The organism is Sphingobacterium sp. InxBP1 (genome assembly GCF_026191775.1).
Lineage (GTDB): Bacteria > Bacteroidota > Bacteroidia > Sphingobacteriales > Sphingobacteriaceae > Sphingobacterium > Sphingobacterium thalpophilum.
Genome location: NZ_JAINDX010000047.1, coordinates 1 through 23,171, shown reverse-complemented (window position 1 = coordinate 23,171; position 23,171 = coordinate 1). Strand labels below are relative to the sequence as shown.

Annotated in this window: 20 protein-coding genes; 10 read left to right on the top strand and 10 right to left on the bottom strand. The window is 42.8% G+C overall.

What is annotated here, in order from left to right; translation table 11 throughout:
* The first annotated feature begins 21 nt into the window (after positions 1-21).
* On the top strand, positions 22-864 hold the full coding sequence (purU, locus tag K7A41_RS15755; protein WP_265714438.1) for a formyltetrahydrofolate deformylase: 843 nt from the start codon (positions 22-24) through the stop codon (positions 862-864).
* An 87-nt stretch (positions 865-951) separates the two neighbouring features.
* On the opposite strand, the gene K7A41_RS15750 is transcribed toward purU, so the two are convergent.
* The 3 genes from K7A41_RS15750 to K7A41_RS15740 form a co-directional block, all read right to left on the bottom strand.
* Positions 952-1,857 (bottom strand): class I SAM-dependent methyltransferase, encoded by a 906-nt coding sequence (locus tag K7A41_RS15750; RefSeq protein WP_265714437.1) that lies wholly within the window; start codon positions 1,855-1,857, stop codon positions 952-954.
* Positions 1,858-1,963: 106 nt separating this feature from the next.
* Positions 1,964-2,722 carry an ABC transporter ATP-binding protein gene (locus K7A41_RS15745; protein ID WP_265714436.1) on the bottom strand — a complete coding sequence of 253 codons (759 nt, stop codon included), beginning with the start codon at positions 2,720-2,722 and terminating at the stop codon, positions 1,964-1,966.
* 9 nt (positions 2,723-2,731) lie between these two features.
* A complete protein-coding gene (locus K7A41_RS15740) occupies positions 2,732-3,466 on the bottom strand; it encodes an MlaE family ABC transporter permease (protein WP_028070629.1) in 735 nt (244 codons plus the stop codon).
* 242 nt (positions 3,467-3,708) lie between these two features.
* Here K7A41_RS15740 and K7A41_RS15735 point away from each other — a divergent pair, with 242 nt between their 5' ends.
* Positions 3,709-4,656 carry a LiaI-LiaF-like domain-containing protein gene (locus tag K7A41_RS15735; protein ID WP_028070630.1) on the top strand — a complete coding sequence of 316 codons (948 nt, stop codon included), beginning with the start codon at positions 3,709-3,711 and terminating at the stop codon, positions 4,654-4,656.
* Between the two features lie 45 nt (positions 4,657-4,701).
* Entirely contained in the window at positions 4,702-6,708 is a 2,007-nt protein-coding gene (gene ispG, locus K7A41_RS15730; protein ID WP_265714435.1) for a (E)-4-hydroxy-3-methylbut-2-enyl-diphosphate synthase, read from the top strand.
* Between the two features lie 64 nt (positions 6,709-6,772).
* Here ispG and K7A41_RS15725 read toward each other — a convergent pair whose 3' ends face one another.
* Complete coding sequence (locus tag K7A41_RS15725) at positions 6,773-7,201, bottom strand: T9SS type A sorting domain-containing protein (protein WP_265714434.1); 429 nt, start codon at positions 7,199-7,201, stop codon at positions 6,773-6,775.
* A gap of 258 nt (positions 7,202-7,459) precedes the next feature.
* Between K7A41_RS15725 and K7A41_RS15720 the strand changes: the two genes are divergently transcribed.
* The gene (locus tag K7A41_RS15720) at positions 7,460-9,406 is read left to right on the top strand and encodes a KUP/HAK/KT family potassium transporter (protein WP_265714433.1); all 1,947 of its coding nucleotides are present in this window, start codon (positions 7,460-7,462) and stop codon (positions 9,404-9,406) included.
* Between the two features lie 81 nt (positions 9,407-9,487).
* On the top strand, positions 9,488-10,399 hold the full coding sequence (gene rlmF, locus K7A41_RS15715) for a 23S rRNA (adenine(1618)-N(6))-methyltransferase RlmF (RefSeq protein WP_265714432.1): 912 nt from the start codon (positions 9,488-9,490) through the stop codon (positions 10,397-10,399).
* A gap of 89 nt (positions 10,400-10,488) precedes the next feature.
* On the opposite strand, the gene K7A41_RS15710 is transcribed toward rlmF, so the two are convergent.
* The gene (locus tag K7A41_RS15710; protein ID WP_265714431.1) at positions 10,489-12,183 is read right to left on the bottom strand and encodes an amino acid permease; all 1,695 of its coding nucleotides are present in this window, start codon (positions 12,181-12,183) and stop codon (positions 10,489-10,491) included.
* Between the two features lie 78 nt (positions 12,184-12,261).
* Positions 12,262-12,945 (bottom strand): hypothetical protein, encoded by a 684-nt coding sequence (locus tag K7A41_RS15705; protein WP_265714430.1) that lies wholly within the window; start codon positions 12,943-12,945, stop codon positions 12,262-12,264.
* A 103-nt stretch (positions 12,946-13,048) separates the two neighbouring features.
* Here K7A41_RS15705 and tyrS point away from each other — a divergent pair, with 103 nt between their 5' ends.
* A complete protein-coding gene (gene tyrS / locus K7A41_RS15700; protein ID WP_265714429.1) occupies positions 13,049-14,332 on the top strand; it encodes a tyrosine--tRNA ligase in 1,284 nt (427 codons plus the stop codon).
* A 92-nt stretch (positions 14,333-14,424) separates the two neighbouring features.
* On the opposite strand, the gene K7A41_RS15695 is transcribed toward tyrS, so the two are convergent.
* Complete coding sequence (locus tag K7A41_RS15695; RefSeq protein WP_265714428.1) at positions 14,425-14,934, bottom strand: GNAT family N-acetyltransferase; 510 nt, start codon at positions 14,932-14,934, stop codon at positions 14,425-14,427.
* 314 nt (positions 14,935-15,248) lie between these two features.
* Between K7A41_RS15695 and K7A41_RS15690 the strand changes: the two genes are divergently transcribed.
* Positions 15,249-17,981 (top strand): FtsK/SpoIIIE family DNA translocase, encoded by a 2,733-nt coding sequence (locus K7A41_RS15690; RefSeq protein WP_265714427.1) that lies wholly within the window; start codon positions 15,249-15,251, stop codon positions 17,979-17,981.
* A gap of 1 nt (position 17,982) precedes the next feature.
* Complete coding sequence (locus K7A41_RS15685) at positions 17,983-18,636, top strand: LolA family protein (RefSeq protein ID WP_265714426.1); 654 nt, start codon at positions 17,983-17,985, stop codon at positions 18,634-18,636.
* Between the two features lie 60 nt (positions 18,637-18,696).
* On the opposite strand, the gene K7A41_RS15680 is transcribed toward K7A41_RS15685, so the two are convergent.
* Positions 18,697-19,509 (bottom strand): lytic transglycosylase domain-containing protein, encoded by an 813-nt coding sequence (locus K7A41_RS15680; protein ID WP_265714425.1) that lies wholly within the window; start codon positions 19,507-19,509, stop codon positions 18,697-18,699.
* A gap of 242 nt (positions 19,510-19,751) precedes the next feature.
* On the opposite strand from K7A41_RS15680, the gene K7A41_RS15675 reads away from it, so the two are divergent.
* Both K7A41_RS15675 and K7A41_RS15670 read left to right on the top strand, forming a co-directional pair.
* Positions 19,752-21,059, top strand: coding sequence for a pseudouridine synthase (locus tag K7A41_RS15675; protein ID WP_265714424.1), 1,308 nt, complete (start codon positions 19,752-19,754; stop codon positions 21,057-21,059).
* Positions 21,060-21,352: 293 nt separating this feature from the next.
* A complete protein-coding gene (locus K7A41_RS15670) occupies positions 21,353-21,820 on the top strand; it encodes a nucleoside triphosphate pyrophosphohydrolase family protein (RefSeq protein WP_265714423.1) in 468 nt (155 codons plus the stop codon).
* A 140-nt stretch (positions 21,821-21,960) separates the two neighbouring features.
* On the opposite strand, the gene K7A41_RS15665 is transcribed toward K7A41_RS15670, so the two are convergent.
* Positions 21,961-22,908, bottom strand: coding sequence for a TIGR01212 family radical SAM protein (locus K7A41_RS15665; protein WP_265714422.1), 948 nt, complete (start codon positions 22,906-22,908; stop codon positions 21,961-21,963).
* A 64-nt stretch (positions 22,909-22,972) separates the two neighbouring features.
* Positions 22,973-23,171: hypothetical protein (locus K7A41_RS15660; protein WP_265714421.1), on the bottom strand; the 199-nt coding region annotated here is incomplete at its 5' end.

The window sequence follows — 23,171 nt, the reverse complement described above, 5'->3', positions numbered from 1 at the left end:
TATCAACCGACAACCTATTTCATGCACAACCAAACCTTAATTCTGATCCAATGTCAAGATGCCGTTGGATTGGTTGCCAATATTTCAAATACGCTGGCCAAATATCAGCTCAACATCGTTACCATGCGCGAATATGTGGATGAGGAAGCCAACAAATTCTTTGTTCGCGTAGTATGCAATGGTTTATTCGCCGAACAGTCCCAGCTTGCACACTCTCTGGCGGAAGTACTCCCGCCCTCGGCACAGATTCAGATCAACCCCAGTAACCGCAAAAAAATTGTTGTCCTTGTCACCAAAGAACATCATTGCCTTGCGGATATCCTGGTTAGACAGCATTTCGAAACCTGGGGAGCCGAAGTACAGGCCGTCATCGGCAATTACGACAGCTTACGTTCCTTTACCGAGAAATTTGAAATTCCGTTCCACCACATCTCCCATGAGAATCTATCCAAGGACGAGTTTGAAACAAAGCTGATCGAGCAGATCAACCAATATAGTTTCGATTATATCATTTTGGCTAAATTCATGCGTATTCTTTCTCCAAACTTTGTCACGGCTTTTGAAAACAGGCTGGTCAACATCCACCATTCTTTTCTGCCGGCCTTTATCGGCGCCAATCCATACAAACAAGCGCATGCCCGCGGGGTTAAAATTATCGGCGCAACAGCCCACTTTGTAACTGACCAGCTCGATGAAGGCCCCATTATCGTCCAGGACGTCCGACATGTTAATCACACGTATACCGTAAAAGATATGGTGACTGCAGGAAAAGAAATTGAAAAAGCAGTATTGAGCAGGGCTATTCGTCTACTCAGCGAAGATCGGGTCATGCTCAACGACTATAAGACGATCGTCTTTGAATAAAGATGATCAGATAAATCTCTAAATAGACGAGCGGGACGCTTACCCAACGTCCCGCTCGTCTATTTTTCTATATGTTGGTCCAGCAAATTATTCCACCAGCTTGCGGAACTTACCGAAAACACCCAACGGTAATTTTGGTCCGGCCGTAGCCTGCAAAAATAGCTCACCAATTTCCAGATTTTCAACCGCAGGGAAAGCCGTTTTGATTAAATTTTCAACAATTACCGACGAAAAGCCCAGAGAATAGGTATTTAGAATCAGGAAATGTTCCTTTGGATCCAATAATTGAACAACTTCGGTCATCATTTCCATAATGTGATCTTCCAGCTTCCACTTCTCCCCCTTCGGTCCATGTCCGTATGCCGGTGGGTCTAGAATGATTCCATTGTACCGGTTGCCACGTTTTAGCTCACGTTTCACAAATTTCAACGCATCTTCCACTACCCAGCGGATATTATCCAGATTGGAAATCTCCATATTTTCATTGGCCCAGGTCACTACCTGTTTGATCGAATCCACATGAGTTGTATCTGCTCCCGCAGCCTTTGCAATCAGCGATGCACCCCCCGTATAAGCAAATAGATTAAGTACTTTGGGATTTTCCGTTTTAAATGAGCGTACAGACTCTGAAATATAGTCCCAGTTGACAGCCTGTTCCGGAAAAATGCCCACATGTTTAAATGAAGTAAGTCCCAGTCTAAATTTGATGGCCACATCATTATTTTTATACTGGATATGCCAGCGGTCCTGGATTTTCGGATTTTTCTTTAGCCAGTCACCCGAAGTCGCCGATCGTCCCCTGAATTTAATATGGTACCTTTTGTTCCATTCCGTATCACCCAGCGCCTTCGGCCATACCGCCTGAGGTTCTGGCCGAATCAAAATAAGGTCGCCAAAACGTTCCAATTTTTCAAAATCACCACAGTCAATAAGTTCATAGTCCTTCCAATGCTGTGGCGTCAATAGTTGTATATCTGTTGTTGCCAAAATCAAATTTTTCCGACAAAACTAAGCTAAATTTCTTTGATATTGAAATTTCACCGCAGTCCCTACTTTTAAATAGGTCTTACAGCGGCTATCGGGAACACCATCCTTCGCCTTATTCACCTAAAGAAGCTTTTGCGCTCTTCATTAAAGGACTCGCAAAAACAAAATTATTCAGCTCCTCTACATCAGACCGCATCATATCCTTATTGGATCCTTCCCAGAACTTTTGTCCTTTATATAAGAACAAAATATACTCCCCAATACCCATTACCGAATTCATGTCATGCGTCACCACGACCGTCGTACAATTAAGTTCCTGGGTAATTTTTAGTACCAGCTCGTCAATGACGATAGACGTCTCGGGGTCTAATCCTGAGTTGGGCTCATCACAAAAAAGATATTTGGGGTTCATGCTGATGGCGCGGGCAATACCGACACGCTTTTTCATTCCTCCTGAAAGCTCTGCCGGGTACAGCTTATTACGTCCTTCCAGGTTCACTTGTTCCAGACAATGATTCGCCCGGTCCAATTTTTCCGATTTGGACATATCTGTAAACATGTCCAGAGAAAACATGATATTCTGTTCGACAGTCATCGAATCAAAAAGCGCTGAATTTTGGAAAAGCATACCAATTTCCTTACGGATGGGGACACGCTCTTCAAAATTCATGCGAGTAAAATCCTGACCATCGAAAAGGACCCTGCCTTTTTCCGGATGATGTAAGCCAACGATGCACTTTAGCAAAGTACTTTTGCCGGATCCGGATCCGCCGATAATCAGGCTCACCTTTCCGGGTTCAAAATTTGCACTGATTCCCTTCAGAACGTGATTATCGCCAAATGACTTATAAATATCTTCTATTTGAATCATATACTCTTTTTAAAGCATTAATGCTGTAATCACATAATCTGCTGCCAAAATAGTAATACAGCCCACCACAACAGCCTCGGTGCTGGCCTGCCCCACCTCCAGCGCGCCCCCCTTCACTTTATATCCCTTATAAGCCGACACAGACGTAATGATAAATCCAAAAACGACAGCCTTAACCAATGCTACCGTTACTGTAAAGCCGTTAAAACTATCTTGGATACCCAAGATATAATCTGCAGGCGTTACCGCCCCCGAAAGGGACCCACCGACCAGTCCGCCGACCAGAGCACACACAATCGCTATAATAACCAGCATGGGTATCATTGTTACACCAGCCAAAATTTTGGGCAATATCAGATAGCCCGGCGCGTTGATCCCCATGATCTCCAAAGCATCTATCTGCTCGGTAACCCGCATGGAGCCGATCTGCGAGGAAATCGATGAGCCGATCTTTCCCATCAAAACCAGTCCCGAAATCGTCGGCCCCAGTTCTAAAATGTTGGAATCTCTATTGATAGACCCAATGATGGAGTTCGGAATAAGGTCCGACACCATCTGAAAAGCAATCTGCATAGTCATTACAGCTCCGATAAAGGTCGAGATGATCACGATAAGTCCTAAAGAACCAATACCGATGTCGGTCATGGCCAGTACAGTCTCTTTCCAGTAGATACGCCCTTTCTCCGGCTTTTTAAACACCGATTTTAGTAATATCAGATATGCGCCAATGTGATGAAAAATCATAGTAACCAGTTAATTCGCGTTAATACCCATAATCGTATTATCCGTATTCAATGTATTTATTAAAGGTAATTAATTCCAGCAAATATATAAACAAGCAAAAAGCCAAAAAGTCGGAGAAAAACAAATTTACTTACCGATCAATTAGCGACATTTACCGAATTTTTATGTATAATAGCCTAATCTTTGGTACAGTATCCGCATAGGCAGCGTACTTTTGGGCTATATAACAAACGGAATTAGTCATGAATACACAACGTATAACAACCGGAATCACGATTCTTTTTATAGGAGTGATCTTATTATTGTCGCAGCTCAACAGTATTTCATTCAACTGGGTGGGCATTTTTAAGTATTGGCCACTGTTTATTGTGCTTGCCGGTATCCGTATGCTCGTCCCCAAAGATCAGCAGATAGGTCAGTTTATTGCCATTGGTGCTACAGTAGTCATTCTGGGCTTCTTGACTTTCGTCGGCCTTTCTACTCCCAAGGAGCCCCTGTTGACGCACTTGTTAAAAAATAAAGGTGTCAATATCAATGTGGACGACCCCAACGACAAAACGAACTATACGACACAAAAACTCGAGGTACCACTAGACACCAAAATTCAACGTGCAAAATTGAACATTGATCTCGGAGCGACTGCCTTGAAAAACGACAGCAGCACGACAACTGCACTTTTTACGGCTTACAACACCTCCAAGGAATACCTTTTGGGTATGACAACACAAGGAGACTCTCCTGATAAAATGAATATTACTTTAAAAGGCAAATTCAGAGACAAGGATTTTAACGGCAAAAACAACAATACATACATTGCGCTCAATTCCAATATCATTTGGAACCTGAATTTTGATATTGGCGCGATCGATGCCAAACTGGATCTTTCCCCATACAAAATAGAGGCGATAGACATCGACGCCGGAGCCACTAGCCTAAAACTTAAACTGGGACAGCCCATGGCGACCACCAAAGTTTCCATGGATACCGGAGCATCATCCGTCGAAATTGCCATCCCTAAGGACGCTGCATGCCGCATCACCAGCGACAATGCGCTCTCCTCAACGGATTATGAAGGTGACTTCTTAAAAAGTGACGGCTTTGTCAAAACCACCAATTACGATACGGCCACACATAAATTTGATTTTGACATCAATGGCGGCATAACATCGATAAAAATCAGAAGATATTAATTGCCGAAGGATATTTAGTCAAGAAAGCCTAACTTTGTGTTATATATGAACACAAGTAATATGTTGACTTTACCGGGAATCTACTGCAATTCCAAGGTAGATTATTCAAGATGGAAGACCAGGGAGATCCAGATTGGTGATGTCCCTATGGGCGGAGACAACCCTATCCGTATCCAAAGTATGACTACAGTGGACACGATGGACACCCTGGGATCTGTAGAGCAGACCATCCGGATGGTTGAAGCCGGCTGTGAATATGTTCGTATCACTGCGCCAAGCATCAAAGAAGCACAAAATTTAGCCAACATCAAAAATGAGCTCCGCAAGCGGGGGTATAAGGTGCCGTTGGTTGCCGATATCCATTTTACCCCGAATGCAGCTGAGGTAGCGGCACGTATCGTCGAAAAAGTACGTGTCAACCCAGGCAACTATGCCGATAAAAAGAGGTTTGATCAACTCTCTTATACAGAAGAGGCCTATAAACTCGAACTAGAACGTATCTATACCAAATTTGCACCTTTAGTCAAGATCTGTAAAGAAAATGGTACTGCAATGCGTATCGGAACCAACCACGGTTCGTTATCAGACAGGATCATGAGTCATTATGGCGACACCCCTGAGGGGATGGTGGAATCTGCCATGGAATTCATACGGATGTGTGAAGACCTCAGTTTCTATAACCTCTGTATTTCGATGAAATCGTCCAATCCCCAGGTCATGGTTAAGGCCTACCGCCTGCTCGTTGAAAAGATGGTTTCTGAGAACATGAATTATCCATTACACCTGGGCGTGACCGAAGCGGGTGATGGTGAGGATGGTCGTATAAAATCGGCTGTCGGTATCGGAACCTTATTGGAGGATGGTCTGGGCGATACCGTGCGGGTGTCTTTGACCGAAGAACCCGAGCGCGAGGCTCCGGTAGCTATTGCATTAGTCAATAGATATAGTAAACGCAAAAAGCAACTGGCCGAGCAGCGGCAGCCGGAAATTATTCAGTTCTCACCGGATAGTTCTGCACAACCTTATCTGAGCCAGGAGGTAAATACTTTTATCGGAGGCTCGCTGGTACCACGCATCGTTATCGACATTTCCGATGAAAATCTAAAAGATGCCCAAATTCTCGCTAAGGTAGGCTATCGCTACGATATGCTCCTGGATAAATATCACATGGGCGAACAGTCGGTAGACTTCGTCTATCTGGGTGACAATTTGCCCTCATTTACTATGCCGGCAAATTTAAAGCAGGTTTATAATTTTACCACCTGGTCTACACTCAAGGATATAACAAATATACATCCCCTTTATACGCTGCATGAGTTTGTGCATGCAACACGAAAAGACCGGGTGCTCAACATGGTCAAGATCAGCAATGCGGATTTGGCAACAGCTGTATTTGAGTCTTTGCAGCTGGATAATACGGTTGTATTTATTGTCGAAACCGACCATATTCACGGAATGGCTGATCAACGGCAATTTTTCAGAAACCTACAAGATATTGGAATCGACAATCCTGTCATTATCAAAAGGACCTATCCCAAGGAAGAGTTCTCGGGACCTGTCGGTGATTTTATGAATCCTGAAGAGCCGATCTCCAAGATACAGCTCTATGCGTCTACGGATATGGGTGCACTACTGATTGACGGCCTGGGTTCAGGGATTTGGATCGATTCACCCGCTACAGCGCTGGAGAATATCGCCTCGCTATCCTTCGGAATACTGCAGGCGACCCGTTCTAGAATATCAAAAACGGAATATATATCCTGTCCCAGCTGCGGCCGTACACTGTTCGACCTCCAAGAGACCACCCAAATGATCCGAAGCAGGACCAACCATCTAAAAGGACTGAAAATAGGGATCATGGGCTGTATTGTAAATGGGCCGGGCGAAATGGCAGATGCAGATTACGGTTATGTCGGTGCGGGGCCGGACAAAGTCACATTATATCGTGGCCAGCAAGTCGTCAAAAAAAATGTCAGCTCTGCACAGGCCTTGGATGAACTGATCAAAATTATTAAAGATGACGGATTATGGGTAGATGAAGTACAGGAATAGGAATAAAAAAAACGGGAGTCCTTGGATTCCCGTTTTTTATCTAAAATTATAATAATCTACTTTCTTAACGTACTGAAAATCGTTTCACCACAGTTTCTGAACCAGCGACCACCCGAACAAAATAAAACCCAGTAGTCAGTTTTCCACCATGTTCAAAAGACAAATTCTGAATACCCCCCTCTAGATTCCCGTTCATTAGTTGTAAAATTTCGTTACCCAATGCGTCCATCACCTTAATCGATACACTGGAAGACTTCGCTAATTTAAAAGACAAACTAATCTGTTCGGCAATAGGATTATAGAATACCTTCACATTATTAATGATCTTCTCATTATCCTTGCTGTTATTGTCGCCAAATGCCTCACTTTCCCAGGTCTGCTTCGAAAACGTATGGTCATAAGGAGATTTGGCATACACATGAACCACCCCGCTGCACCATGTCAGTGCGGTCAAAAGTGTTAAATAAGCTGCTTTAAGTAGATTTCTCCCCATAGTGTTAAATTAGACTTCAAATACTGGTTACGGTTTAATCAAATATAACGCTAACTATTTGAATTATCAACAACAAAGTTAGTATTTTGTTTAAAAGTTTTTCAGCGTAACGGGCCATGTCCGGATTCTTTTAACAAATTTTAACAGCTATTGCGCATGTCAAAGGAAATGCTAAAATTTGGCGCAGAAAATGTACCACATTAAAGTACAGGCAAAAAGTTTATTTTTGCAAAATATTGTGAAACAAAATAACACATAATGACAGATAATAGTCATCACAACAGTATCAACAAACTTAGCTTTGCAGGTTTGTTGATCAGCTTAGGAATCGTCTTTGGAGATATCGGAACTTCACCCTTATATGTCTTCAAGGCAATCATGGGACAAGGTGCCATTCACAAAGATCTTGTTCTGGGCGGACTCTCCTGTGTCTTCTGGACACTAACCTTACAAACGACAGTAAAATATGTCTGGATCACCTTACGCGCTGACAACAAAGGCGAAGGTGGGATTCTTTCCCTTTACTCCTTGGTCCGCAAGAGAGCGCCTTGGTTAATATTTCCGGCCATGATCGGCGCGGCAACACTATTAGCCGATGGTATGATTACGCCGGCCATCACCATTTCGTCTGCAATAGAAGGTCTTGATATTAAGTTTCCCGGGCTGCCTACTGTTCCTATTGTAGTGACAATCATCTCCTTGCTTTTTATTATTCAACGATTCGGCACTTCGGTGGTCGGAAAAGTTTTTGGTCCCTTGATGACCATCTGGTTTACCATCATTGGCGTTCTTGGTTTATCCCATATTCATCTGGCACCGGAAGTCATGAAGGCCATCAATCCATACTATGCATTTCATATTCTGATTACTTATCCACACTCCTTACTTTTAATCGGTGCAGTGTTCCTTTGTACCACGGGGGCGGAGGCCTTGTATTCTGATATGGGACACTGTGGCAAAGCCAATATCCGCATCAGCTGGATTTATGTTAAAATTACGCTGATCTTAAATTATTTTGGTCAGGGAGCCTGGTTACTGACCCAAGAAGGCCGTGTACTGGGCGGAGCCAATCCATTTTACTCCATTATGCCCGACTGGTTTATCGGGTATGGTATCGCCATCGCTACCATAGCTGCCATCATCGCGAGCCAAGCCATGATTTCGGGATCCTATACCTTGATTTCGGAAGCCGTGCGGCTTAACATTTGGCCGAAGGTGGCTATCCGTTACCCAAGCGAACATAAAGGTCAATTATATGTACCTTCCATTAATTTGATCCTTTGGATAGGATGTATGATTGTCATCTGGGTGTTTGAGGAATCCAGCAAAATGGATGCGGCATATGGGCTGGCGATCAACCTAACAGTGCTGATGACAACCATATTAATGGGCTATTTTTTAGCAATGAAAAAGGTAAATCGCGTACTAATTGGCATATTCCTGTTCGCCTACTTTGTCATCGAACTCACCTTCCTTGTCGGTAACGGCGTCAAGATTGCGCACGGCGGCTGGCTGACTTTGCTGCTTGCTATTGCCCTTTTCGGAACCATGTATTGTTGGTATACTGCACGCAAAATTAAGAATCGATTCGTCAATTTTATCAACATCAATAAATATTATCCCATTATCTCCGAATTAAGTGAAGATAAATCGGTACCTCCATTCGCCTCCCACTTAGTATACCTGACCAGTGCAAACTTTAAGTCTGAGATCGAAGCCAAAATTATCTATTCGATCATTAACAAAAAACCTAAGCGCGCCGATGTATATTGGCTTGTGCACGTAGATGTTATGGACCATCCGCATACAAGAGAGTACTCCATTGATCAGCTGATCCCCGGAAAGCTGATACGCATCGATTTCAAATTGGGTTTTAGAGAAGAACAGCGCATCAGTCTGCTTTTTAGAAAAGTAGTGGAAGATATGGTAAAAAAAGGTGAAATTGATATTACCAGCCAGTACAATACTTTACGCAAGCACAATATTCCGGGCGACTTTAAATTTGTCGTACTGGAAAAGGTTCTATCCAAGACCAACCAGCTGACCTGGATAGAAAAAGTCATCATGGATATCTATGGCTATCTAAAAAAAATGAGTCTGTCAGAAGAAAAAGGCTTTGGCCTGGACTCGAGTTTTGTAACTGTGGAACGGGTTCCGTTAAATTTTCCACAGACTTCTGAAGTGCATCTCACACGGAAAGATTAATTTGATCAAAAGGTGATGCCGAGGCATCACCTTTTTTATTCGGTAGAATTCCGTTACTTTTGTTTCCAAATAAGATACATAATGGCAGACGCTAACCCCAAAAAGAAATTACATCCTCGAAATAGACATCTCGACAACTACAACTTTGATGAACTCAGCAAAGTCGAACCTTCCTTAAAAGATTTTGTCACATTAAATGCTTACAAAGTAAAAACAATCGACTTTAATAATCCCGAAGCGGTGAAAGCCTTAAATCAGGCACTTTTAAAAAAGTACTACAACATTCAGCACTGGGATATCCCTAAGGAAAACCTTTGTCCTCCCATTCCGGGGAGGGCCGATTACATCCACTACGCTGCGGACATTCTCGCCAGGGACAACAACGGCGAAATCCCAAAGGGCGGAAAAGTGCGCATCTTGGATATCGGTGTGGGCGCCAACTGCATCTATCCCATCATCGGCCACCAGGAGTACGGATGGAGTTTTGTAGGCTCCGAAATTATTAAAAAAGCTTACTCAAACGCAATTGAAATTACCCGGACCAATATGAGCTTGAAAAAGAGCATACAAATACGGCTGCAGAATAATCCAAAAGCCATCTTTAAGGACATTATTCTTCCCGACGAAAAATTTGATATGGTCATCTGCAACCCGCCTTTTTTCAGCTCGCAGACAGAAGCATTGCAACAGTCAATCCGCAAGACGACGGGTATTAAAGAGGCCAAGGTGGGCGAAAACCCAGTCATACAGACGTTTGCCGGACAAGGCAGCGAACTTTGGTGCGACGGAGGCGAGAAAGCATTCCTCACGCGCATGATATTTGAAAGCCAATTTCATAAAGATCAGGTGAAATGGTTTTCAACATTGGTCGCACACCGTGAAGATGTCAGATTTTTACTGCATAAACTAAAGAAAATCAATGTAAAAGAATCTGAAGTCATCCGTATGGAACAGGGCAATAAAGTAAGCCGGATCCTCTTGTGGAGATTTTAAACCATAAAACGGCTTATACATAATAAGACGGGCTGCTCAATCATTGCGCAGCCCGTTTGCTTATCAAAACAGATCCAAAAGTCCAATCGTTAGATCACAACCGATTTATTGAGTTTTGAATGTTTATAACCATACATAAAATACACCCCTAATCCGATTACCAGCCAGATCACAAAAATTATCCAGTTACTTGCTCCTAACTCAGTCATTAAATAAAGATTGATCAATATACCGATAACCGGAAGAAGTGAAAAATTCATCTTAAAGCTATATACGCTCAAGACAAGCCAAGTCAGCCAAAAAATAATAACGAGCATTTTGTGTTCCACAATCTCTACCCAGGATAGCCGCTCCCATTCGACAAGGATGTCCTTCCCGTAGAGGTAGAGGCACACAACAGCTATCAGTAGACCTGCTCCGACAAGATACTTTCCATTCACGTAGGGAACTTTAAATTTGGATTTAGCCGATAGGCCTGAGTAATCCATATATAAGACACCTGCACAAACTAAGATAAAGGCGAAAAATGTACCTACACTTGTCAGGTCCACAAAAAAATCCATTTTGAAAAACAGCGATGGAATCGCTACGACCAGCCCTGTCACGATGGTGGCAAAGGAAGGTGTCTTGTATTTAGGGTGGATGGTTGCAAATTTCTTCCAAAGAAGACCGTCCCGGCTCATGGTCATCCAAATACGGGGCTGTGCCAGCTGATAAACCAAAAGAGCACTGGTAATGGCTATGACAGAGGTCACCGATATAATGCCGGCCATGTGGTCAAAACCCACATATTTAAATACAAAGGCCAGAGGGTCTTTCACATTGAGTTCGGTATAGTTGACCATCCCCGTCAACACCAGCGTAATGGCCACATATAATACTGTACAGATTAGCAAGCAATAAATCATGGCTTTAGGTAGATCCTTCTGCGGATTTTTACATTCCTCGGCCGTCGTCGAGATCGAATCAAAACCTATAAATGCAAAAAATACAGCTGCTACACTTCCGAGTACGCCCTGTAGCCCGTTGGGCGCGAAAGGGGTCCAGTTTTCAGGCTTTACATAGAATATACCTCCGAAGATGACCGCCAGTATAATCCCAACCTTGATCATGACCATGATCATACTCGCTTTTTGTGATTCTTTAATCCCAATATATACAAGCCAAGTCACCAAAAAGGTGATCACTCCAGCCGGCAAATCAAAAATAATAGGCATCCCCGCGACCCGTGGAGCGTTATTGAAAGCATCCAGACCGTGCTGATCTATCGCTGTAAGGCTGGCCATTCCATGTTGGTTCAGTTTGTCCACAGCATCGAAAGCATAACCCGGAGCCATGGAAAGCCAAGCAGGAATATGGATACCAAATCCCTCCAGCATAGACACAAAGTACTGCGACCAAGAAATTGCAATTACGGTATTGGATACAGCATACTCCAGAACCAAGGCCCAGCCGATAATCCAGGCAAACAGTTCACCAAATGCCACATAAGCATAAGTATACGCCGAACCGGATACCGGTACCGTGCTGGCGAACTGAGCATAAGCCAAGGCCGTAAAGACGCAGGCGAAAGCTGTAAAAATAAATAGAAGAGAAACAGCGGGCCCACCTTCGTAACTCGCCAGCCCAATCGTACTAAAAATCCCTGCTCCGACAATCGCGGCTATACCTAAGGAAACCAAATCCGTTACTCCCAATACTTTTGCTAAGCCAGTCCCCCCTTCTTTCTGCGTGTCGTGTAAGATCTGGTCAACACTTTTCTTTCGAAAAAGTCTATGTGACATGTAAATTAGTTTTATCCGTAAAATTTATGCGAAAATAAATATTTTCAAGGTCTTATACTATTGGTATTTTTTCGGCGCCTATTTAAAACCTACCAGTTCATAATGAATATAGTGATAAATGTCCTGATAATCGCTCATATGCTCGCGGAGGTAGGAAATAAGCTGTTCCGTCAATCGCTGCCGATGGGATTCCTGAACTTCAAACTGCCACAAACGTTTACAGATATTAAATAGCGCCCCGGCAATTTTTTCGATGTGTGCATAATCGTAAATGTATTTCCATTCGATAAACTGCTGATAAAACCGTTGAAATTTGGGAATATCGCTCAATTGATTTATTTGCAGAAACCTGCGGACGGCATTAGCATCTACCTGAATCAATGCTGTGTAAAACTTATCAATGGACACGGCATGCTGCTGGGTCAGAATATGGTCCAACAATAGTTCCAGAGCGATGTGCGCCATAAAGGACGGACGTATTGGCAGCCCTTGCAAGCTACCTTGAATATGAAGTTTCAGCAGATGCGTATGACGAAAAAAGTAAGCCGAATTATGGAAAAGGCGATCGACCTCTATATGGCGGTTCCAACCGATATAGAGCTGCTCAAGCAACGGATGATCCATCAGTTCCACCTCGTACTGTCTGGGTTTCAAAACGAAAGATTTATCCGCATTTTTTACTAAGTCGGGCAACAGCCCCCCCACAATTCGCTCAGGGGTGGTCGCAAACCGTTCAAAATAAAAATGTGATAAAAAATTCATACTAGCTTATTAGCGTGTGCTTTTATCCGGAATTATTCGCTCAATATACGCTTAATCTCCTATCTTTGCATCTTGTAAATTAAAAAATTAAATCCATTTAACAATGAGCTTTGTAGAAGAATTACGTTGGAGAGGCATGCTACAAGATATTATGCCTGGAACTGAAGACTTACTGAATAAAGAAAAAGTCGCTGGCTATATCGGTTTTGACCCCACGGGAGACTCTCTGCACGTAGGACATCTAACTCAGATCATGACCCTGATCCATTTTCAGAATGCCGGCCACAAACCAGTCGCGTTGGTCGGTGGTGCAACAGGAATGATCGGAGACCCTTCTTTCAAATCTGCAGAGCGTAACTTATTGGACGAAGCAACCCTACAACACAATGTTGCTTGTCTAAAAAAACAGTTAGGCAAATTTCTTGAATTTGGAGAAGGTGAAAATGATGCCAAAATGGTCAATAACTACGATTGGTTCAAAGATTTTAAATTCTTGGACTTCATTCGCGACATCGGTAAAATGATCACCGTCAACTATATGATGGCCAAAGACTCCGTCAAGAAGCGTCTCGAAGGTGACAATGGTCTTTCGTTCACGGAATTTACCTATCAGCTGATTCAAGGCTATGACTTCTATTACCTTTGGAAACACCACAACTGCAAGGTGCAAATGGGCGGCTCGGACCAGTGGGGCAATATTGTAACCGGTAGTGAGATGATCCGTCGTCAGGATCAGGGTACTGCCTACGCCATTACCACACAACTGATCAAAAAAGCAGATGGTCAAAAATTCGGAAAAACTGAATCCGGTGCGGTATGGCTCGATCCAAAGAAAACATCACCATACAAATACTATCAGTTCTGGCTGAACACCTCGGATGACGATGCAAAAAACTGGATTAAGATTTTTACGCTTAAAACGCAGCAAGAGATCGAAGCCATCATTGCCGAGCATGATGCAGCACCGCACTTACGTATTGTTCAAAAAGCCTTGGCAAAAGATATCACAATCCGCACACATTCCGAAGAAGCTTATGAAACAGCCATCAAAACCTCGGAATTCCTTTTCGGTAACGGTTCTTTAGATTTCTTGAATAACCTGGATCATGAGGCTGTGCTCGAAGTTTTCGAAGGCATCCCGCAATTCAGCGTACCAAGAAATGAATTAACAACCGGTATGAACATCCTGGACCTGCTGGCTGTACATACACAGGTATTTCCATCAAAAGGGGAAGCACGTAAAATGCTTCAAGGTGGTGGCGTTTCCATTAACCGCCAAAAAGCAACGGACACCGAGCAGGTGATCAGTGAAAACCACTTGGTCAACAATAGATATATCATTGCACAACGCGGTAAGAAAAACTATTATCTGATCATTATTGATTAATTATTGGTATCCTTGATTAACGTCGCAAGATCTCATAAAAAATCCCTTTTAACAAATTAAAAGGGATTTTTTTATGAGACCTGTATTCTCATTTATTTTAGCAATTTTTCAAAAGCCCTGCGGGCAGCTCCTCTGAAATACACCTCCCCACAATATTGATAGCCCAGCTTGTCAAATACATGCAGCATTCCGGCATTGTCAAAATTCGTATCCACTTTAATACTGTAGACTTCATGGCCTACAGCAATCTCCTCCACGGCTTTCATAATTGCGGTACCCACTCCTTTTATGTGTGGATCCTGAGCCGACGCTAGCCGATGTATCCCCACATATTTTCCATCACTGAGCCATTGACCTTCGATCGCAGTATAGGCCGGTTCTATATCAAAAATAATAGCGACATAGCCTACGATCTTTGTTCCCATCTCAACCACATATCCATATCCCCTATCAATGTCCGACTGTACGACCTCTTCATTGGGGTACCCATCCTGCCATTGTCGGCTTCCTTGCTCCTTTCGGAGCGCGATCGCCTGCTGGATGATTTCCCATATTCGACCTTTATCCTGTTGCGTCGCCTTCCGTATTTCAAACTTGTTCATATCGCCTTTATTATATTTGTAAAACTACATAATTTAGTGCAGCGGGAAAAGACAGGTTTCATCGTCCTGCTGTCTTGAGCCCCTCATTGTTGTCCCCTACGCGTCCACAGGGCATAGTATTTGCTTGCTGTAATTACTACTAAATCTTAATAGTCAATACTAAAATTAATCGTTTATGCTACTGCCTGTCCGCATCGGCCAATAATAAGAAATGGTGGTATAAAAAACCACAAACTTAAAATAATGATAGCGATGATCTTCAAAATACTATCAAAATAACTAAGTTTGTAAGCAGTATAATTGTGAGCTTTTCAATGTCAAATAAAGGAAATACATTTAGGCAGACCGGAAATTCAGTTTCTGGCAAGCGTGCCCCGCAAAGAGAATCAGCGACGTCCAAAAAAGAAAAAAGTCAGAAAAATAGCATCCCTCGAGATTATTCGGATGCGCAACAAAAGACGGTTAAAATTTTAGGGATCCTATTGATTTTGCTTTCGTTGGCCTTCGCCACAGCTTTTGTTTCCTATCTGTTCACATGGCAGGACGACCAAAGTTATATCGCCAAAACGAATGGAGGCTGGGCGACTCTTTTTAGTTCGTCCGAAGAGATCCATGATGAAGCAGTAGAACTCCCTGTTGTGGACAATAAACTGGGCAAATTCGGCGCGTTGCTAGCCAATCAGTTTATGTATGAGTGGTTTGGCGTAGCCTCTTTCCTCTTTATCCCGGTTCTATTTATTTTGGGATACCGTTTATTATTTAAAAAGTCACTTCTGCCACTATACCGGACTGTAGTATACTCTTTTGTCGCCATTGTATTTATTTCTGTAACCTTGGGATTTCTTCATGGTTTTATGGCCGACACGCCACATATGTTAGAAGGTAAATTTGGTTTCTGGACAAATAAGCTGCTGGAAGCACAAGTCGGCGTTGTCGGAGTAGGCTGTATCCTGGCATTCGCCTATTTGACGACCTTGATTCTGCTGTATAATCTCGATTTCAAATTCTTATTGTTCAGCAACCGTAGATCCAGACTGTCGGATGATTCCGATGATGAAGAGGAGGACGAAGCCTATGCAGCCACCCAGCTGCGGAACAAATTGCATATCGAAGATGATTCCATTCAATCGGTCCGTGAGTCTTTTCAACGACCGGCATCTATCAATGAAAGGTTTCAGGCCAACAGGGAGAAGGAGCAGCGCGAAGATTTCGAACGGCCAGCATTTACACATCACCCTATTCCAGACGTTGAGATAGATCCTAAAGAAAAGGTGGTACTTGCGTTTGATGATAGCCCGATGGAACGCACCGAAACGACCCCTTCTATTAGTTTTACCATCGACCAGCCTGAAGAGGACAACGAAGAGCATTATGCCCTAAACGTAGCCGAGCAACCGGTCTCCAAACCTGCACATGAGCCTGTCCCAGCTGACGAACCGCCATTAGAGGTCGAAGTCCCCGGCCTGGTCGTAGAAGATATCAAAGAAGAAAAAGAAATTACAGCCAGCGACCTTGTGGCCCAATTTGGACAATATGATCCAAAATTGGATCTTTCCGGCTACCAGCATCCGACTTTAGACCTGTTGAAAGACTATGGTACCGGCAAGATTACAATCAATCAAAATGAGCTCGAGGCCAATAAAAATCGGATTGTTGATACACTGCGGAATTACAGCATAGAGATCGAAAGTATTAAAGCCACTATCGGTCCAACCGTAACCCTGTATGAGATCATACCAAAACCGGGGGTACGGATTTCAAAAATCAAAAACCTGGAAGATGATATCGCCTTGAGTCTGGCAGCACTCGGTATCCGGATTATTGCGCCAATGCCCGGAAAAGGTACCATTGGTATTGAAGTTCCAAATTCAAGTCCAGAAATGGTATCCATGCGGTCAGTTCTCGCCACGGAGAAGTTCCAAAAAACGGATATGGACCTTCCTATAGCGTTGGGAAAAACAATTTCCAACGAGGTCTATATCGCCGATCTGGCAAAAATGCCTCACTTATTGGTGGCCGGTGCCACCGGTCAGGGTAAGTCGGTCGGTATCAATGCCATTTTAACCTCATTGCTTTATAAAAAACATCCTGCAGAGTTAAAATTTGTACTTGTGGATCCTAAGAAGGTAGAGCTCTCCCTATTCAAGAAAGTTGAACGCCACTTTTTGGCCAAACTTCCCGACGAAGAGGAAGCGATCATCACCGATACAAAGAAAGTAATCAATACTTTGAATTCACTCTGTATCGAAATGGACCAACGTTATGACCTATTGAAAAATGCGCAGGTACGTAATCTAAAAGAATATAATGCAAAATTTATCAATCGCAGATTAAACCCTGAGGAGGGTCACCGATTCTTACCATATATCGTTCTTATTGTTGATGAGTTTGCCGACCTGATGATGACAGCAGGAAAAGAAGTCGAAACCCCGATTGCAAGGCTTGCCCAGCTCGCCCGTGCGGTGGGAATTCACCTGGTCATTGCGACACAACGTCCTTCTGTTAACATCATTACCGGTACAATCAAGGCCAACTTCCCAGCGCGTCTGGCTTTCCGCGTGCTATCCAAAGTGGATTCACGTACCATCCTGGATACTGGGGGCGCCGATCAGCTGATCGGCCGGGGAGACATGCTTCTTGCCACGGGAAGCGACTTGATCCGTATTCAGTGTGCGTTTGTCGATACACCGGAAGTTGAACAGATCTCCGATTATATTGGAGCGCAACGCGGTTATCCTTCGGCATTTATGCTTCCGGAATACATCGACGAAAATGGGGAGGGCTCTGGCAGCGTAGATTTTGATCCAAAAGACCGTGATCAATTATTTGAAGAAGCTGCACGCCTGATTGTCATGCATCAACAAGGTTCTACTTCGTTAATCCAACGCAAATTGAAACTGGGTTACAATAGAGCTGGACGTATCATCGATCAATTGGAAGCTGCAGGCATTGTGGGTCCATTTGAAGGAAGTAAAGCGCGCGAAGTGCTTTACCCAGATGAATATTCATTGGAACAGTATTTGGAGACATTAAGAAAGGACAATTAAAATGAAAAAACACGGATGGTTATTACTACTGAGCTTTTTGCTATTCCTATCTGGGCAGCAAGGCTACGCTCAAAACGATGGGGCAAAAGCGTTGCTCAACAAGGTAAGCCAAAAATATAACAGCTATAAAACGATCCAGGCAAGCTTCACCTTGACTGTAAAGCAAGCCAACGGAGGTTCGCATGCAGACGCCGGAACGCTATATCTCGATAAAGCAAATAATAAGTATCAGGTTAGCACAAAAAATCAGGTTTTGATTTCAGATTCCAAAACTCAATGGAATATTATGAAAGCTGAACAGGAAGTGGAGGTGTCAGAGGCCAGTAATTCGACTACTGAAATTAACCCGACTAACATCTTTACGTTCTATACTTCGGGGTTTAAATACGCGCTCGCTGGCACCGAGAAAGTGAAAGGTATGAATTTGAGTGTCATTGAGCTTAGTCCCGTTGACAGCAAACGGAACTACACAAAGATTAAGCTCCGGATCAACAAGACCAACAATCAGATTTACGATACCACTGTCTTTGACAAAAGTGGCAATCGATATACATACACGTTGACTTCACAGGAAGGAAATAAATCACTACCTTCCAGCCTTTTCACTTTTAACAAAAACAATTACAAAGGATTTGATATCGTTGATTTAAGATAATTTGTGATTGGATACATATCAAAATAAAAAAGGATTTCTACTTAGAAATCCTTTTTTATTTTAAAACATATTGGCATCACGTTCCAGCGTCTCTGTTTCTTTATCCGCGTAACGGAAATAACCATGTTTCTGCGGGTGCTCAATAATTTCCTTCATCGAGACTAGCTTATACACATACGATGCCGTTTCGTTATTCAGCTTCAATGCGAAATAATCATCCTTTTTCTGTCTTCTGATTGAAGCTCTTAGGCTGCCATCGCCAACATTATAAGCGGCGGCCACCAAAGTCCAATTGCCAAACTGCTTGTAAAGGTACTTTAAATAACGGGCTGCAGCATGCGTGGATTTTATCAAGTCCTTGCGGTCATCCACGGCACCATTGACCCGTAAGCCGTACAAGCGTGCCGTTGCAGGCATAAATTGCCAATAACCGCCTGCCCCTTTGGTCGAAACAACAGCCTTACTCAGGCCACTCTCCACCAATGGAATGTATTTAAAATCCTCTGGAATACCATGTGATCTTAGGATCTTAGCGATCGTAGGCAAATAGGTTTGTGCCTTTTTATGCATATCGTATGACCCTGTTTTTTTAAATGAAAATCTCCTGAAGAACTTGCGTAATTTGCTTTCCACCAGCGGACGATCCGTCGGTAGGGAATCTTCAGCAAATGTCAATGAACTTAGGTAAGATTCAAAAGAATTACTTTTTTCTTTTTTCTCTTCGTCATCTCCAGAATGGGCTGGAACTGCGACTAACTTCGTTGCAGCGATCCTATCGCCGTCAGAAGTACTACTGTGTGGGGTTGAGTATAATTTTGACAGCAATAATGCAAACAAAATCAGACTACTACATAAAACTTTCTTTCTTATCATTCACTCCCTTACTGCTATCCTATCCACGATTAAAATCGATCAAAAATAGCTTGGTTCAAATTCAAGGGAACAAAGATAAACAGTATTTATTTAAAAAACAAATAGTTACCTTCTGCGTCATTTAAAGCCGCATTTTTAGACCGGCAGGGATGACAAAAAGTGGAAAAGATAAAAAGATAAGGATTTTTTCACAAAACCCAAAATTATACCTAACTTTGCGGTTCACATTTTAGCAAAATACAATGCCATTCAGCAACAAAAGGAACAGTCGTGATGACAACTCCAGAAAATCACGAGGCAACTCAGACAGCTTCAAATCCAGAAGCGAGCAGAACAGTAGTTTCGGCAAAAAATCGTCATACGGCAACAAGGATCAATCAAGCAGGGATTCTTACCGAAAAGATGATGATCGTGAGAGCAAATCATTTGGCTCTAAAAAATTATCAGACAAAACATCTTTTAGAGGAGATAATAGTTCCTTCCGTTCAAAAGACAATTCGGACAGGACGTTCAACAAAGGAGGGCGTTCATTTGTTAAAAATGATGCTTCTCGGCCATATGACAAAAGAGACCATTTCAGACGTACAGACAAAAATGATTCCAGATCATTTGATAAAAAAGAGGGTGGTTTTGAAAAAAGAGATTCCTACAAACGTTATGAAAAAACTGACCGGTCGTCAAATGGCCGGGGTAAGGGCTTTGATAAGCCCTTTAAATCTTCATACCGCAAATTTGATGATGAAAGGGGTAGAAACTTTGATGACAACAAAAGTTTCAATGATAAAAAATATATAAAACGGCCTAAAAAACAGCCTGATATTCCTGCAGAAGACGATGGCCTAATCCGTTTAAATCGTTACATTGCCAATGCAGGAATTTGTTCACGACGTAAGGCAGACGAGCTAATAACTGCTGGTGTTATCTGGGTCAATGGAGTTCCGGTAACCGAACTGGGGACCAAAGTTGATCCTGCTAAGGATGAAATCCGTTATAACAATGAACGGTTAAAACGTGAAAAGATGGTTTATGTCTTGCTCAATAAACCGAAAGATTATATTACCACCACCGATGACCCGCAGGAGCGTCATACCGTCATGGAACTGGTATCCAAAGCAACAAAAGAGCGAATTTATCCGGTCGGTCGCCTCGACAGGAATACGACAGGTTTACTCTTATTGACAAATGATGGTAATCTTGCAGAGAAACTTTCTCATCCACGTAATAGCATTAGCAAGATCTATAACGTTGAGCTCAATAAAAGCCTGACGCAAGGGGACTTTAACAAAATCGCATTCGGTATAGAATTGGAGGATGGTTTCATTAAACCCGATGATTTGAGCTACGTACAAGGGGGTACTAAAAGAGAAATAGGCATTCAGATCCATTCAGGCAAAAATCGCATTGTACGTCGTATTTTTGAGTCGTTGGGCTACGAAGTTGTTAAATTAGATCGCGTAGTTTATGCAAATCTCACTAAAAAAGACTTACCACGCGGGCGTTGGAGATATTTAGAGGAACGAGAAATTATTCAACTAAAACATTTGATCTAGTCGAATCCAATAAAGGTCAAAATGGGCGGTCATTCAAATTCACCGCCCTTTTACTTTTTTTACCATATGAGGTATATAAGTAGAAGAAAACGACAATTGGGCTGCGATCACCGCGATTGCGTATACAGTATGAACAGTCGCCTGCAGTTAATATTTTCAGTTGAAACGCACATCCAGCATATAGGCTTTCACCATAATATGGCGCGACTCGAAGGCTGAAATAAACACTTGTGAAAAAAAATCAATTTATCTAAGTTTGCCCTTAGAAGAATAGCATAAAAAAACAATAAGACATGACTGATCCAAAAACCCTTTCATCCGTTGCAGAATTCCATAAGACATTCCAACATCCTATTCTGGACAAACCAATGATTCCTTCCGAACAACGATGTGCATTACGTGTATCCCTCATCGCAGAGGAGCTCAAGGAGCTGGAAGAAGCTATACAGGACAAAAATATCGTTGAGATTGCAGATGCCCTTTGTGACATTCAGTATGTATTGGCTGGAGCTGTTCTTGAATTCGGTTTAAAAGACAAATTTTCAGCACTTTTTGACGAAGTACAGCGCTCTAACATGAGCAAGGCCTGTAAAGATGAGGCCGAGGCCATCGCCACACGGGAACATTATAAATTGAAGGGGGTAGACTCCTATTATAAAGAAGTTGATGGTAAATTCTTAGTTTTTAGAACTGCGGATAACAAGACATTAAAATCAATCAACTATTCACCAGCAGACTTAAAGACAATTGTTGAAGGTTAATTAGCCGGGGCTCTACGGCAAAGTGAACTCATAAACAAGACGGGTTTCCCAAAGGAAGCCCGTCTTGTTTATGGTTATATTTTAAATGATTATGACACGCACTCAAAGCTCAGTAACCAAGCGGCGGCGTCAGTAATTCTTCACGATTGGCATAAGCTACCTTGTACCACTCCCCGTGCTTCCAGTCCCTTATCGATATAAGTTTGAATTCCGGACTTCCCCAATCCCCAATTGGGCGCTATTAATAACTCTCTGTCTGCAAGCCCGAAAACTCGTTGAATGATCAGGTCTGAGCGTAACCGTGGAATAAATTTTGCCAAGAAGGCTGTATAACCTTCCAAGGAGAAGAGCTCGAAAGGCTCTCTTTTATACTTCACTCCCATAATCGAACCCTCAACGATATGAAGATGGTGCAGTTTAACGAACTTAATCTGTGGGAATCTATTGATCTCATCGGCATATTTAAGCATCATTTCCTCCGTCTCCCAAGGAAAACCAAAGATAGTATGCACACAGAGATCCAAAGGCGTATTTTGCAGCATTTCCATAGTCTTAACAAATTCGTCGTGCGAACAGCCCCTATTGATTCGCTCCAAAGTATCGTTATACATAGACTCCATTCCCATTTCCAGATCAACGTCATAACGATCAGTATACGACTCTAACAATGCGATCTTTTCAAAGTCCAGACAATCCGGACGTGTCCCCACAGAAAGCCCGAGGGTATTCTCAGGGTCGATACTTAAGGCTTCATCGTACATCATTTTTAGAAGATGCGTAGGCGCGTAAGTATTTGTATTGGGCTGAAAGTAGATGATAAACTTTTCTGCCCCATAACTATTACGGGCACGTGCGATACCAGATTCTACCTGTTCCCGTATAGAAGGAATTTTGCGTGCAGTATCCGGGGTAAAGGAGTCCACATTGCAGTAGGTACATCCTCCATAACCTTTACTACCGTCTCGATTGGGACAGGTAAAATTACCATCCACAATTACTTTAAATACCCGTTGCCCGTTGTATTTTTGCTTTAAATAAGCTCCGTAATGATTATACGGCTTAATTCCGTTATCCAATAATGTACCCATTGCGCTGCAAAGTTACTTAATAAAAATCAGAAATGGACACTTAGCTAAGATTAATAGGTCATACTTATTCCATTTCCAGATCCGCTGTCTCACCCAATAAACATATATACTTTAGATCCATCTTATTGGTCTGCCCTTGGGTACGCTGGGGCGGTGTACCGCTGTAAACGAAAGAAGCCCTTGACTGTTTCCAGCAAGGGCTTCCGTGTAAAAAAAGGCACCGACCTACTCTCCCACCTGTTACGGCAATACCATCGGCTCTG